At 42.3% G+C, this 14,120-nt stretch carries 11 protein-coding genes; 7 read left to right on the top strand and 4 right to left on the bottom strand.

Features of this window, described 5'->3' with window-relative positions:
* Window position 1: 1 nt before the first annotated feature.
* The 3 genes from NMG86_RS06840 to NMG86_RS06850 form a co-directional block, all read right to left on the bottom strand.
* Window positions 2–1,171 carry a CO2 hydration protein gene (locus NMG86_RS06840; RefSeq protein ID WP_026797290.1) on the bottom strand — a complete coding sequence of 390 codons (1,170 nt, stop codon included), beginning with the start codon at window positions 1,169–1,171 and terminating at the stop codon, window positions 2–4.
* A 95-nt stretch (window positions 1,172–1,266) separates the two neighbouring features.
* Complete coding sequence (locus tag NMG86_RS06845) at window positions 1,267–2,769, bottom strand: NADH-quinone oxidoreductase subunit M (protein WP_026797291.1); 1,503 nt, start codon at window positions 2,767–2,769, stop codon at window positions 1,267–1,269.
* 75 nt (window positions 2,770–2,844) lie between these two features.
* The gene (locus tag NMG86_RS06850) at window positions 2,845–4,716 is read right to left on the bottom strand and encodes an NAD(P)H-quinone oxidoreductase subunit F (protein WP_026797292.1); all 1,872 of its coding nucleotides are present in this window, start codon (window positions 4,714–4,716) and stop codon (window positions 2,845–2,847) included.
* A gap of 559 nt (window positions 4,717–5,275) precedes the next feature.
* Here NMG86_RS06850 and NMG86_RS06855 point away from each other — a divergent pair.
* The 7 genes from NMG86_RS06855 to NMG86_RS06885 all read left to right on the top strand — a co-directional run bounded on the left by NMG86_RS06855 (window position 5,276) and on the right by NMG86_RS06885 (window position 12,576).
* Entirely contained in the window at window positions 5,276–5,587 is a 312-nt protein-coding gene (locus tag NMG86_RS06855) for a carbon dioxide-concentrating mechanism protein CcmK (RefSeq protein ID WP_026797293.1), read from the top strand.
* A gap of 161 nt (window positions 5,588–5,748) precedes the next feature.
* A complete protein-coding gene (locus NMG86_RS06860) occupies window positions 5,749–6,099 on the top strand; it encodes a carbon dioxide-concentrating mechanism protein CcmK (RefSeq protein ID WP_026797294.1) in 351 nt (116 codons plus the stop codon).
* An 89-nt stretch (window positions 6,100–6,188) separates the two neighbouring features.
* Window positions 6,189–6,491 (top strand): beta-carboxysome shell vertex protein CcmL, encoded by a 303-nt coding sequence (gene ccmL / locus NMG86_RS06865; protein WP_026797295.1) that lies wholly within the window; start codon window positions 6,189–6,191, stop codon window positions 6,489–6,491.
* A 252-nt stretch (window positions 6,492–6,743) separates the two neighbouring features.
* Window positions 6,744–8,690 (top strand): beta-carboxysome scaffolding protein CcmM, encoded by a 1,947-nt coding sequence (ccmM, locus tag NMG86_RS06870; protein WP_026797296.1) that lies wholly within the window; start codon window positions 6,744–6,746, stop codon window positions 8,688–8,690.
* 417 nt (window positions 8,691–9,107) lie between these two features.
* Complete coding sequence (gene ccmN, locus NMG86_RS06875; protein WP_026789217.1) at window positions 9,108–9,839, top strand: beta-carboxysome scaffolding protein CcmN; 732 nt, start codon at window positions 9,108–9,110, stop codon at window positions 9,837–9,839.
* Between the two features lie 125 nt (window positions 9,840–9,964).
* Window positions 9,965–10,729: a beta-carboxysome assembly protein CcmO gene (gene ccmO / locus NMG86_RS06880; protein ID WP_026789218.1), complete on the top strand. Its 765-nt coding sequence runs from the start codon at window positions 9,965–9,967 to the stop codon at window positions 10,727–10,729.
* An 80-nt stretch (window positions 10,730–10,809) separates the two neighbouring features.
* Complete coding sequence (locus tag NMG86_RS06885) at window positions 10,810–12,576, top strand: NAD+ synthase (protein ID WP_026797297.1); 1,767 nt, start codon at window positions 10,810–10,812, stop codon at window positions 12,574–12,576.
* A gap of 101 nt (window positions 12,577–12,677) precedes the next feature.
* On the opposite strand, the gene clpX is transcribed toward NMG86_RS06885, so the two are convergent.
* Window positions 12,678–14,024, bottom strand: a complete 1,347-nt coding sequence (clpX, locus tag NMG86_RS06890) for an ATP-dependent protease ATP-binding subunit ClpX (protein WP_026789220.1) — start codon at window positions 14,022–14,024, stop codon at window positions 12,678–12,680.
* Window positions 14,025–14,120 lie beyond the last annotated feature (96 nt).

Here is a 14,120-nt window from a genome sequence, read left to right on the forward strand (position 1 = left end):
TTTAACGTTCAGGAAATAGCTTACATTCCCTGAATGTAGGTTGATTCACTTCCCCTAAACGGGAGTCTAAAAATCGATCCATCCAATTCTCAAAATAGATCCGATTAGCTTGTTTTTGTTCGGGATCATTAGTATTAATAGAATGGGGTGCTAATCCCAAAATAGCAGCCGTTGTCACACAGAACATTGACTTTTGAAAACTTTGACAAATTTGCACTCTTAAATCGTCTTCCCCGCGACAACTATTTTGATAAATATTATGTAAATAATCGGGGAGAAAATGACGCATATCCTGCATTAATTGAGTTGGGGGAATACCTGAACCGCCAATTGGTAGAGGATCGGCGTATAATGCACCATAGGCAAAGTCTTTTTGTTCTGTGGGAATTTGATGGGCTTGGGCATTATAAGAAACAGTTCCCTGAAAAGGAGTTCCCCTAAAGAACACGGCTTCAACGTAGGGAACGGCGGTATCCATTAAAAAGGTTAATTCGGCAGATTTTGGCAGGATATCATAAACTTTATTATTGATTTTGACGCTATAGGTAATCGGTTTATTGGCAGCTTCTACTAATGCCAATAAAATATGATTCACCACTTCAGGAATAGATTTAATTTCCCCTTGATCATACAGATCAGAAAGGGAAATAAACATATCACTCATCACCCGCCAAAATTGACCTAATCCACTATAATAGGAGAGTTGTCGGATTTGTTCGGGGAGAAATCCTGGGAAAAAACGATGTAGGGTTTGAATCATCAAATTTCCCTTAGTTTTAGCTTGAATTGCTGTTTCTGCTAATTTCAGAAATTCAGGAGAGTCTAAGTATTGATCTAATTTGCCGCCTCCATGCCAAAACATGGTTTTCATACAATATTCAGCATATTCAAAGTTAATCCGATCATGCCACAAATATTGCAATAGTTTTTTGATATTGACTTCTCCATTAAAATATTTAAAAAAGGGAAATAATTCTAAAAACTGTTCATCTGCAATATAAATTAAATTCTTAGAATAGGCATCTAAAACAATCCCATAACTTTTCAAGATACCCACAACTTCAACCAAATTTTCAGGATAATCTGGTAATAATGCTTCGCCGGACTCTAGGCGATGAATATATTCAGATAAAGGATGTTTAGACATGGCATTGAAATCGGTAATTGTCATTTTGTTTAAAGGTTTAATTAAAATTAATCTCTGAAAAAGTGATAAAGTAGGTTTAATTTTCCACTTAATTATTTAGACCCACTTTATCAAGAAATTTAAACTTTTTCCGCGAGATGATGAGCAAATAAGGGTTGAGTATGGGCTAATGCTGTGGTAGACGCATCAGTTAATCTCACCAGTAAGTTCGGTTGAATTCCTAAGATCACAATAATTAATGCTAAAATCATAGCTGGAATGCGATCGCGCCATTGGACAGAAGGCAAATTCACCACGGATTCCGAGAGGCGACCAAAGAAAGCTTTATTAATCATAATCAGGAAATAAACTGAAGTTAATCCGGTTCCAATCATGCACAATAAAGTTTGTACTGGAAACACTTCCATACTGCCTCGAAAGATGATAAATTCTGCCACAAATCCCACCAAACCAGGTATTCCCGCACTCGCCATTACTGCCATAATCATAATAGTACCAATCACGGGTAAACCTCGTTCTGGATTGAGTAACCCTTGAATAATATCTAAATCTCGACTTCCGGCTTTTCGATAGACAACTCCAACGGTTAAAAACATTAATCCCGAGATTAAACCATGACTCACCATTTGCATCACAGCCCCTAATAAACTGGTGGAGTTAGCCGCAGCAAAAGCCAATAAAATATAGCCCATGTGAGCAATAGAACTATAGGCGACTATTTTCTTCATATCTTTTTGAGAAATAGCACAAAAAGCTCCATATAAAACACTAACTACAGCCCAACTTGCCACCCAAGGAGATACTACTAACCAAGCATCGGGAAATAAGCCTACACCAAACCGTAATAACCCGTATGTTCCTAACTTTAATAATACCCCGGCTAACAGCACAGAAACAGGGGTTGAAGCCTCAACGTGAGCATCAGGTAGCCAGGTATGGAAGGGAAATAAAGGAATTTTAATTCCGAATCCAATTAACAGACCTCCTAATAAAATCAGTTGGGTGGTTAAAGGTAAAGATGAGACTCCCAAGGCTGTAGCACTAATGGTATCTAAATCAAAATCTAGGGTATGGGTCAGCCAAACAATTCCTAAAAAAGACGCTAAAATTAGAAATCCCGAAACAGCCGTATACAGTAGAAATTTAGTGGCTGCATAGCCTTTGCGTTTGCCTCCCCAAATCCCAATTAACAGATATAAAGGGATGAGTTCAACTTCATAAAATAGCAGAAACAATAATAAATTTTGAGATAAAAATGTTCCTGAAATTCCTGCCGAAATCAGTAAAATTGAGGAATAATAGAGTTGATGGCGACTAATAAATAAATCAGTAATTGCGATCGCAATCGTAATTAATAACCCATTTAAAATTACCAAAGGTAAGGATAAACCATCAACCCCCAAAGTATAATTTAACCCCAAAGGTTTAATCCAAGGAATATATTCTTTAAACTGTAAAGCCGGATTATCTGGATCAAATATTCCCGCTAAAACCAACGACCATAAAAACAATCCGACTGTGATCACTAAAGACAATTGACGAGCCGTTTTACCCGATAAATTCGGCCAAAAGGCAATAATAGCCGCACCCAATAAAGGAAGCCAAATTAATACACTAAGCATAAATAAATTGGTGTTGATAGTTGATAGTTAACTTCCGTAGATTAAGAAAAGAAAGCCCTAAAGGGCTTACTACAGTTAGAATTGCCACAACATTAATCCCAGCAATACTCCTACTCCTAAAGCAATAGTTAGGAGATAAAATTGGGACTGTCCAGAAATACTGTATTTTAAGCCTTCTCCGCTAAACAAAGTGGCTAAACCAAAAGCATTCACAATGCCATCAATAATATAGCGATCAATCCAAGCACTAAAAGTGGAAATTCGACTAACAAATAAAACCACAGTTAGATCGTAAATTCGATCAATATAGAAATCGTAAGCGAATAAATCTTGCAATCCTTTCCAGGGTAATTTGTAAGGTTTAGAACCCATTCCCAATAAATAAATCCCGCCCCCAATTGCCACTCCTAATAAACCCGAAATTACCAGTAAAGGAACCGCGGCTTGACGCACAATCTCAGCAAATCCCGTCCCGGGAGCCACCACTAAAGGTGCTCTCCAACTAATTAATAATTGCCATTGTTGTAACATCAGGGGTACTAACAGGGTCAAAATGGTCATGCTCACAAGCGGCAAAGCCATTGGCCATGGAACTTCCGGCGCTCGCCGGGTTTTTTGTTGGGGTTTTCCCGCAAAAACTAATCCGAAAACCCGGGTTAAACTCAAAGCCGTTAAACAATTAACCAGCAGCAAGACCAAAATCAACCACAGAGGTAATGTCCAAAATCCATTCACCCAACGGCGCATTGTCCAAAAAGTACCCAAGGGCATTAAGGCGACTAAACCCGCCGCACCCACAATAAAAGCCGTTGTCGTTGCGGGCATTTTTGACCATAACCCCCCCATCTCCGTTAGATTTTGGGTATTGGTGGTTAGAATTACCGAACCCGCACTCATGAAAACTAAGGCTTTGGCGATCGCATGGGTGAACAATAATAACAGAGCAATATCAACTTGACTTTCTCCCACCGCAATAAATACCAACCCTAAATAGGCACTGGTAGAATGGGATAAGGCCCGTTTGAGATCAATTTGGGCAATGGAAACCAAAGAAGCACCAATAGCGGTAATTGTCCCCAAAACCACCAAAGTTGTAGATGCAATTGGGGAAAGGGCCAAAACCGGTTGCAGTTTAATTAAAACATAGGCTCCACTGGCCACCACCACGGAATTTCGCAGAATCGAAGCCGGGTTTGGGCCTTCCATCGCCTCATCTAACCAGAGATTTAAGGGAAATTGGGCGCATTTTCCAATCGGGCCAGAAATCAAGGCCAGACCCAGTAAAGTCGCATGGAGGGGCGTTAAGGTGGCGGTTTCAGCCCATCCTTCCAAATCGGAAAAGCTCAAACTTCCGGCCAGGGTGGAGAGATACACCACCCCCATCAACAGCAATACATCTCCGACCCGTTTGGTTAAAAACGCATCCCGAGCCGCCGTTACCACCAAGGGTTGAGCATACCAGAAGCCCACCAGCAGATAGGTAGAGAGGGTTAATAACTCTAGGAGGATATAACTCAGTAATAACGAATCACTTAGGGCTAACCCACTAATAGCAGCCTCAAAGAATCCCATCAAGCCAAAAAACCGAGCCAGAGCCCAGTCCTTTTCCATGTATCCCAGGGCGTAGCATTGAGCAATTAAACTCAAACCCGTAATTAATTCTATTGCCCCCAAACTCACCGGGGAGATTTCTAGGGCAAAAGATAGGTCTAAATTGTTGGTGTGTACCCAATGGAAAACAATTTGCTGAATGGGTTCATCCCAGGTAGTGCGGAAAACAACCGAACCATGGACAAGGGCTAAAACCGTCATTAACAAATTAAAGTAGGCTGCGGGTCTAGGCCCAGTGCGTCGCACCAGTCCCGCTGACCAAGGTAAGGTCAAGATTGCCCCAATTAAGCCATAAAAAGGTATCCACCAACTGGTGTGGAGGAGAAAATCTGTCATTTAACTTAAAATTAAAAAATTCTTAGGAATTCTCAGCTTACTATATCAAAATTTCGGATTCATAGGTCTTTGGGTTAACTTTCAGCCTGGATTGGTGAGTTTTTATACTATTTTATAGAGCTATATACACAAAAAGTCTTTTTATTAGAGTCTTACCTACATTGGCACGGTTATAATTCTCAAAAACTTAACAAAACTTAATTAAAATTCATTATCAACAAAAATAATATTAAAAATGAGAAAATATAATCCAGATTAATATTGTCAAGAGTGTCACCCTTCTCCTATTCTTATAGAGGGAGGTTCGTTACTATTTCTGTAAATTGAAATTGTAGGTAATCTGCTGATCTCCGTTTCCATCCTCAATGGCATGGAAGTAAGCAATAGGAAAATATAACTATTGCCAAATCTAGGGATCAATAAGCCATAAAATTAGACTTAAAGGGGAACTACAACATCTGAGTGTAGCCCAAAATCCGACGGTTGAATCTGTTGGAAAGTCACTTATCGCTTAAAAATACAGTGTAGTTTGTTTTGTTCATTAACTAGGAGTTAAACCATGTCAATTGCTGTGGGAATGATTGAAACCCTGGGTTTTCCGGCTGTCGTTGAAGCCGCAGACTCGATGGTGAAAGCCGCTCGGGTCACATTAGTTGGATATGAGAAAATTGGCAGTGGCCGAGTCACCGTAATTGTACGGGGGGATGTTTCCGAAGTGCAAGCATCCGTAGCAGCCGGAGTTGAATCTATCAAACGAGTCAACGGTGGTCAAGTGCTTTCGACCCATATTATTGCCCGTCCCCATGAGAACCTAGAATATGTTCTCCCCATTCGCTATACCGAGGCAGTGGAGCAGTTCAGGGCTTACTAAGGACTCAAAAAATCTCACGTTGAATTGACCCGTGTAGAAGTTCTAAAAAGTAATTTCACAACCCCAAGTCAATTTTAATTAAAATCGGAATTATCCCCATTTTATGGCGAAATTCTGTATTATTCCCGAACTGTTTTGATTGATTTTAGGAGTCAAATTTAATGGCGATTGCAGTTGGCATGATCGAGACTTTAGGCTTTCCTGCCGTTGTAGAAGCGGCGGATTCAATGGTTAAAGCCGCTCGAGTCACCTTAGTGGGTTACGAAAAAATCGGCAGTGGCCGTGTTACCGTAATTGTGCGCGGGGATGTATCCGAAGTGCAGGCTTCCGTATCCGCAGGGGTTGAGTCGATCAACGCACGAGTCAAAGGTGGAGAGGTTTTATCCACCCATATTATTGCTCGTCCCCACGAAAACTTAGAATACGTTTTACCCATCCGCTATACCGAAGCAGTAGAACAATTCCGCGAAAGCGTCAGTGGGATTGGGATTCGTCCTTTAAACCGTCCCTAATTTCCAGAGGATTTTAACAATCGGTAAATTGACCCTGAATCCTTTGATAAATCGCTCCAAATTCCCATTTATTCTTCCTCAGACTCATTATGCAAATTGCCAAAGTGATTGGCACAGTTGTTGGCAATCAGAAAGAACCTAGTTTAAGGGGTTCCAAGTTTCTACTTTTACGATTTGTTGATGAACATGGAGAAGATATCTCCAAGGAGTATGAGGTCGCAATTGATGTGGTGGGAGCCGGAATCGGTGAATGGGTACTCGTGAGTCGAGGTAGTGCGGCTCGCCATGTTGAAGGGAGTGAAAAACGACCCAGTGATGCGGCGATTGTTGCAATCATCGACACCATCAATGTGGAAAATCGAACGATTTACAGCAAAAAAGATCATTATTAACAGGAAAAAAGTGGGAGTTATTGAGAAGCGAAAGACTTTAAATTTTTAAGAGGACAAAAGTTGGGCAAGGTGTTATTAATAGGATAAATTAAATTTTGAAAAAAAATTGAAATTCCGCACCCGAAATTAAAAACTTCAGAACTTCTTAATGTTTAACTGGATCAACTTCTTAATCATCCCTTTTGCTCCGGTGCGATAACGAACGATTGAAAACAAACAACAAACAACTATTCGGTTAGGAGAAATTAAAATATGGCAGTTCGTGGCCTAGCGGCTCCTCCAACCCCTTGGTCGAAGAACTTGGCAGAGCCGAAAATCGACCCAACGGCTTATGTACATTCTTTTTCTAATATTATTGGTGACGTTCGGATTGGTGCTCATGTCTTAGTAGCCCCGGGTACTTCTATTCGAGCCGATGAAGGTTCACCCTTTGCCATCGGGGAAAATAGCAATATCCAAGACGGCGTGGTGATTCATGGCTTAGAAGAAGGCCGTGTCAAAGGGGATGATGGTAAATCTTACTCCGTATGGGTAGGTAAGAATTGTTCCCTCACCCACATGGCCCTAATTCATGGCCCAGCCTATGTGGGAGATAATTGTTTTATCGGATTCCGTTCTACGGTATTCAATTCCAGAGTCGGGAATGGTTGCATTGTGATGATGCACGTTTTAATTGAAGACGTGGAAATTCCCCCAGGAAAATATATTCCCTCCGGTTCAATTATCACCAATCAACAACAGGCCGATCGCTTACCCAACGTCACGGATGCGGATTTGAGCTTTGCTAACCACGTCATCGGGGTCAATCAATCCCTAAAAGCGGGTTATCAGTGTTCTGAAAACTCCTCTTGTATTAACCCGATTCGTAATGAAGGGACTGGAGTTGGTAATGGTAGTGGTCGCGATCGCTCCTATGCCTATACCGGAAGTTCTAATTTAGCCCCTGAAATTGTGCAGCAAATCGGGGATCTGTTAGCCAAGGGCTACAAAATTGGCACGGAACACGCCGATACCCGTCGTTTTCGCACCGGATCTTGGCGCAGTGGCGCTCCGATCAATGCTAAAACCACCGGGGAAGTCGTTGCAGCCTTAGAAGCTGGCCTCAGAGATCATGGCGGAGAATATGTCCGTCTGTTGGGGATTGACTCGAAAAATAAACGTCGTGTCCTAGAAGAAATCATTCAACGTCCCGATGGCAGCGTAGCCCCAAAATCCAGTAATGGCAAGGTCAGTGCTTCGGTGGCTACTTCTGCGGGTTCGGCCAGTGTTGCCAGTTCGGGTATCGGGGGACAAATTGGCGATTTGTTGGCCAAAGGCTACAAAATTGGCACAGAATACGCCGATGTTCGTCGCTTCCGTACCGGATCTTGGCGTGGTGGCCCCAGTATCTCCGGTTCAGGGGTAGCAGATATTCTTTCTAAATTAGATGCGATCGCTAGTGAGCATCAGGGGGAATATGTGCGTTTAATTGGAATTGATCCCAAAAACAAACGCCGTGTCCTAGAAGAAATTATTCAGCGTCCCGATGGCCGCGTAGCCACAAAAGCTGGCACTGCTAAGGTCAGCACTTCGGTGACTACGGCTTCGGGTTCAGCCAGTATTGCCAGTTCCGGTCTCGGCGGACAAATTGGCGATCTGTTAGCCAAAGGTTACAAAATTGGCACAGAATACGCCGATGTTCGTCGCTTCCGTACCGGATCTTGGCGTGTTGGCCCCAGTATCTCCGGTTCAGGGGTAGCAGATATTCTTTCTAAATTAGATGCGATCGCTAGTGAGCATCAGGGGGAATATGTGCGTTTAATTGGAATTGATCCCAAAAACAAACGCCGTGTCCTAGAAGAAATTATTCAGCGTCCCGATGGCAAAGTAGCGCCAACGGCTTCGGCTTCGGCTCCGGCTTCCACCAGTCGTCCTAGTGCAGCAACCGTCAGCAGTGGCAAACTAGATAATGGTGTTGCGGATCACGTTCGGGGTCTGTTAGCCAAAGGCTACAAAGTCGGCACAGAACACGCGGATGCTCGCCGCTTCCGTACCGGATCTTGGAACAGTTGTGCTCCGATTCAATCTAACAATATCTCCGAAGTGATGGCAGCTTTAGATGGTTGCTTAAACGAACATCGTGGGGAATATGTACGGTTAATTGGGATCGACTCAAAAGCCAAGCGTCGGGTACTGGAGGAAATTATCCAACGTCCCTAACATTCCTCTATAAAGGGGATTGAGAATTAAAACGCAACGCTAGAGGTTCGAGTAAAGGTCAGCACCCCGCGCTGAAGCGACGGGGCTTCATGCCTCACCGACCGTATTAGCTGACCAGCCTAAGTCTTAACTGACTACTTTTTTGAGTCAAGACACCCTGCGGATGCGCGAGCCGCGTCCCTGGCTCTGTCGTTAGTGGTTAAACATCTTTATCGGGTTAAGGAAGTGCTGCTAACCTAACAAGCTCTTAAAACATTGGCGTTCGCGTAGCGTGTGCGAAGCACTCAGCTAACTTTACCCTAGAAATAGGTGTTAGGAGACAACCATATCTCCACAGAGGGGCAACCATACCCCTCTACCCCGAAAGGGGAAATGTAAAGCCTAACTAGAAGTTAGGGGTTTCTACCCATTTTTCTGATGAACATATCGCCACCGCAACTCCTAAACCCAGATGTTTATGTGAGTGGCGATGTCACAATTGATCCCGGGGCTACCCTAGCACCTGGGGTGATCCTACAAGCGGCAGCCGATGGTCAGCTTAGAATTGCTGCGGGGGTTTGTATCGGAAGGGGGGTGATTATTCAGGTTTACCAAGGTATCCTAGAGATAGAGACAGGTGTAGTCTTGGGGTCAGGAGTATTAATTTTAGGGGCAGGAACCCTTGGGGAAAATGCCTGTATTGGTTCAGAAACAACGATCTTGGAGAGTTCTATTGCATCTCAACAAGTTGTTGCCGCGGGATCTTTGATTGGGGATCGCTCTCGTGTATTAGAACCCGAATTAGAACCCGAACAGGTATCTCCGCCACCAGAACTTACTCCTGAACCCACGATCACCTCTCCTTGGTTTGAGGAGCCTGAGCCGATTTTAGAGTTGGTATCCTTTGCCCCTGAACCGGAGAATACCCCGGTATTGGAAGAAATCACGGCTCAACCATCGGAGGTTTTATTCATTCCTGCTGAAACTGAAACGGTCATCCCCTCTAGCCCAGAAAAAACGGAGGAAACGGCTCTGGTTCCCCAGTCCCCAGCATCCTCGGAACTGTCGTCTGGGCCCATTCCTCCGGTAATTTATGGGAAAGAAAATCTGAGTCGGTTATTGGATACCTTGCTTCCCCATCGCAAAGCTTTCAATAACTCCCAGAGTTGAAGAACAGGAGAGCAGGGGGAGCAGGAGAGCAGGGGAGGTAAAGGTAAACTCTTTCCATTACCTATTACCCATTACCCATTACCTATTACTCATACGCCACATCCGATTTATCGGAATGATTAAAAATGGACGCAAACAGACGAAATTCCGGCCCTTCTGAACGGTCAAACCAGACCGATTTTAGAGATATGGCCCTGGGTTTAGTTTCTACCCAGAGCTTCCCGGCGATTGTGGGAACGGCGGATATGATGTTAAAGTCCGCCGGGGTTCATTTAGTGGGCTATGAAAAAATTGGTGGGGGACACTGCACAGCAATTGTCCGGGGGAAAATTTCTGAGGTGCGTTTGGCGGTGGAAACCGGAACGCAAACGGCTAAACAGTTTGGTCAATTTGTTTCTAGCTTAGTAATTCCTCGACCCTTTCCAAATTTAGAACTGGTGCTTCCAATTAGTTCCCGTTTATCCAATCTAACTAATGGGGCGGGTCATCGTTTAAGTAATCAGGCGGTGGGGTTACTCGAAACCCGTGGATTTCCGGCGATGGTGGGGGCGGCGGATGCCATGTTGAAGGCGGCGGATGTGAGTCTGATGTCCTATGAACGGATTGGGGCGGGGTTGTGTACGGTGATTATTCGGGGCCCGGTGTCCGATGTGGCGATGGCGATTGAGGCGGGAATGTTTGAAGCTGAACGGATTGGGGAGTTAAACGCCGTAATGGTGATTCCTCGACCTTTGGAAGATTTGGATCAAACCTTACCTTTAGCCAGTTGTTGGTTAGAACAGCGTCAACCTTTGAGAGTGCCAATTAGTGTGAAGGAACAGGAGAAAGAACTGGTGGAAATCCAAGATTTACAAAAGTTACCGAATTCTATTCAAGAAGAATATTTATAGGTTTTAATATTATCTTTTGCTAATTTTTTAGGGTGGGTTTGCAATAATTGAGGTCAGTTTAATTGATGTCATACTCAAGCATGAAAATTGCGATCGCTCAACTTAACCCCACCGTTGGAGATTTAACCGGAAACGCGCAACGGATATTAGAAGCAGCAGAAACAGCGTTTGCAGCCGGATGTAGTCTGTTATTAACAACGGAATTATCCTTAACGGGATATCCTCCCAGAGATTTATTAATTCGTCCTAGTTTTATTCAGGCAGCAACGCAAAAGTTACAGCAATTAGCAAGAGATTTACCGCCACAAATTGCGGTATTAGTAGGAACAGTTGAACAGAATTTAGACTATCAAAAAAATGGGGGAAACCCTATTTATAATAGTGCAGCATTATTAGAACAGGGTGAAATTAAACAATATTTTCAAAAGCGATTATTACCAACCTATGATGTTTTTGATGAGGATCGATATTTTGAACCTGGATTAGAAAGTAATTTTTTTGTTTTAGAAGAAACTATTAAAATTGGGGTAACAATTTGTGAGGATTTATGGAATGATGAATCATTCTGGGGTAAACGGAATTATGCTTGTAATCCTTTAGCAGAATTAGTAGAAAAAGATATAGATTTAGTGGTTAATTTATCCGCTTCTCCCTACCAAGTCGGTAAACAGAAGTTCAGACAATCTTTAATTAGTCATAGTGCAAAACGTTATAATATTCCGATTTTATATGCAAATCAAGTGGGGGGAAATGATGACTTGATTTTTGATGGTTGTAGTTTTGCTTTGAATAAAAATGGCGATCAGGTTTTAAGTTTAAAACCCTTTGATACAGATTTTGAGATGGTAGAATTTGATCAAAATACACAAGATTTAATCTCGGTTTTAGTGGATAATACCCCCCCTAGCCCCCCCTTACCAATGGGGGGGAATGGAATCCCTGCCTTGGGAATGGGGGGTAGTGGTATCACCTCAAATCAGGAAATAAACTTAATTGAAAGTGAAGATCAAGAAATTTGGTTAGCGTTAGTTTTGGGGGTGAAAGATTATGTGCGAAAGTGTGGATTTTCTCAAGTTATTTTAGGTTTAAGTGGAGGAATAGATTCGGCTTTAGTTGCTGCGATCGCAACCCAAGCATTAGGCAAAGAAAAGGTTTTAGGGGTATTAATGCCCTCTCCCTATAGTTCCGATCATTCGATTCAAGATGCCTTAGAATTAGCCAATAATTTAGGGATAAAAACCCAAACTTTAACCATTGGGGATTTAATGAAAACCTTTGATCAAACCCTAGATCCAATATTTGCGGGAACGTCTTTTGGAGTAGCAGAAGAAAACCTCCAATCTCGTATCCGAGGAACATTATTAATGGCGGTTTCTAATAAATTCGGACATTTATTATTAACTACAGGGAATAAATCGGAAATGGCGGTAGGATATTGTACTTTATATGGGGATATGAATGGTGGATTAGCGGTAATTGCCGATGTGCCTAAAACCCGGGTTTATTCCTTGTGTTCTTGGTTTAATCAATATCATAGCAAAGAAATAATTCCTAATCATATATTAACAAAAGCGCCCAGTGCAGAACTCAAACCAGGACAAGTTGATCAGGATTCTTTACCTCCTTATGAAATTTTAGATGATATTTTATATCGTTTAATTGAAAAACATCAATCCTTAGCTGAAATTGTAGAAGCAGGACATCAAGAATTGGTGGTTAAAAAAGTGATTAAATTAGTAATGATTGCGGAATTTAAACGCCGTCAAGCCGCCCCAGGATTAAAAATTAGCGATCGCGCTTTTGGGACTGGATGGAGAATGCCCATTGCGAAAGGGATTGATTGGTAATCCCTGTTTTGTCACTTTTAAAAAAGCATTAATTTTTAGCGGGCTGCTAAGAAGCCCACATCATACCCGTAACCAGGTTGATGTGGGAGTATGTGTCACGATTATGCCGACTCATGTTGTCGATGCCAGGCGGGATGCCATAATATTTCTGCTGTGGAACGTTTTTCTACCATTTCTTGGGTAATCACACAGTGAACCACATCTTTTCTGGAGGGAATTTCATACATTACTTCTAACATTAATTCCTCCAAAATTCCCCGTAAGGCTCGCGCCCCAGTTTTCCGACGGAAGGCTTCTTTAGCAATAGCTTTTAACGCTTCCGGTTCAAATTCTAACCGGACATTATCCATGCGTAATAGCTTTTTATATTGTTTAACTAAAGCATTACTAGGTTCGGTTAAAATCTGCATTAATGCTCCTTCATCCAAAGGCGAAACCCTAGTTAATACTGGAAGTCGGCCAATAAATTCAGGAATTAAGCCAAATTTAACTAAATCTTCCGGTTGAACATGATACAAAACTTCGTCGGAATGGAGAGGAGTAACCGGAGTTTTATGATCTTCTCTTGACTGCACAAAACCCAGGGATTTTTTGCCTAAACGTTGTTCAATTAGTTTTTCTAAACCAACGAAAGCCCCGCCACAGACAAATAGAATTTTGCTGGTATCAATTTGGATAAAATCTTGATATGGATGTTTGCGTCCACCCTGGGGAGGAACATTAACTACCGTACCTTCTAACATTTTTAATAGGGCTTGTTGTACCCCTTCTCCAGACACATCTCGGGTAATGGAGGTATTTTCACTTTTGCGGGCTATTTTATCAATTTCATCAATATAAATAATCCCCTGTTGTGCGGCTTCAATATCAAAATCGGCAACCTGTAATAACCGTAATAAAATATTTTCCACATCATCCCCAACATAACCGGCTTCGGTTAAAGTGGTGGCATCAGCAACAGCAAAGGGAACATCTAATAATTTTGCTAAAGATTGGGCGAGTAAGGTTTTACCGCAACCCGTCGGCCCCATCAAGAGAATATTTGCTTTTTGCAATTCTATCGCATCATCAGCCTGGGCATCAGAATCTTTTAACTTTTCTACACTCAGACGTTTATAGTGGTTATAAACTGCAACAGATAGCACTTTTTTTGCCCCATCTTGACCGATGACATGATCATCTAAATAGTTTTTAATTTCGATGGGTTTAGGAATAGAAGTCAGAGAAAACCCTTTATTCGTAGACTGTTTGGGAGAACGTACCCCCGGTTGTCCTGTGACTGAAGCCGCGGCTAGATTTTTATCGGAAAATTCTTCTTCTAAAATCTCGTTACAGAGTTCTACGCATTCATCACAGATATAAACACCAGGGCCGGCAATTAATTTGCGAACTTGCTCTTGAGATTTACCGCAGAAGGAACACCGTAAATGAGAATCATATCTGGACATATTGAATTAATGTTTAATTAACTGCTGGTGGCTTTTCCCTAAATAGGGGAGATAGACCGAATTGCTTGGCTACTTGAACTGGGATAGGTTCCTTCT

It is taken from the genome of Planktothrix rubescens CCAP 1459/22 (assembly GCA_904830895.1).
GTDB classification, from domain to species: Bacteria; Cyanobacteriota; Cyanobacteriia; order Cyanobacteriales; family Microcoleaceae; genus Planktothrix; species Planktothrix agardhii.

What these genes read in the sequence shown, in the direction of transcription:
- NMG86_RS06840 (WP_026797290.1), bottom strand. Translation starts at nt 1,171, where the DNA reads ATGACAATTACCGATTTCAATGCCATGTCTAAACATCCTTTATCTGAA.
- NMG86_RS06845 (WP_026797291.1), bottom strand. Translation starts at nt 2,769, where the DNA reads ATGCTTAGTGTATTAATTTGGCTTCCTTTATTGGGTGCGGCTATTATT.
- NMG86_RS06850 (WP_026797292.1), bottom strand. Translation starts at nt 4,716, where the DNA reads ATGACAGATTTTCTCCTCCACACCAGTTGGTGGATACCTTTTTATGGC.
- NMG86_RS06855 (WP_026797293.1), top strand. Translation starts at nt 5,276, where the DNA reads ATGTCAATTGCTGTGGGAATGATTGAAACCCTGGGTTTTCCGGCTGTC.
- NMG86_RS06860 (WP_026797294.1), top strand. Translation starts at nt 5,749, where the DNA reads ATGGCGATTGCAGTTGGCATGATCGAGACTTTAGGCTTTCCTGCCGTT.
- ccmL (WP_026797295.1), top strand. Translation starts at nt 6,189, where the DNA reads ATGCAAATTGCCAAAGTGATTGGCACAGTTGTTGGCAATCAGAAAGAA.
- ccmM (WP_026797296.1), top strand. Translation starts at nt 6,744, where the DNA reads ATGGCAGTTCGTGGCCTAGCGGCTCCTCCAACCCCTTGGTCGAAGAAC.
- ccmN (WP_026789217.1), top strand. Translation starts at nt 9,108, where the DNA reads ATGAACATATCGCCACCGCAACTCCTAAACCCAGATGTTTATGTGAGT.
- ccmO (WP_026789218.1), top strand. Translation starts at nt 9,965, where the DNA reads ATGGACGCAAACAGACGAAATTCCGGCCCTTCTGAACGGTCAAACCAG.
- NMG86_RS06885 (WP_026797297.1), top strand. Translation starts at nt 10,810, where the DNA reads ATGAAAATTGCGATCGCTCAACTTAACCCCACCGTTGGAGATTTAACC.
- clpX (WP_026789220.1), bottom strand. Translation starts at nt 14,024, where the DNA reads ATGTCCAGATATGATTCTCATTTACGGTGTTCCTTCTGCGGTAAATCT.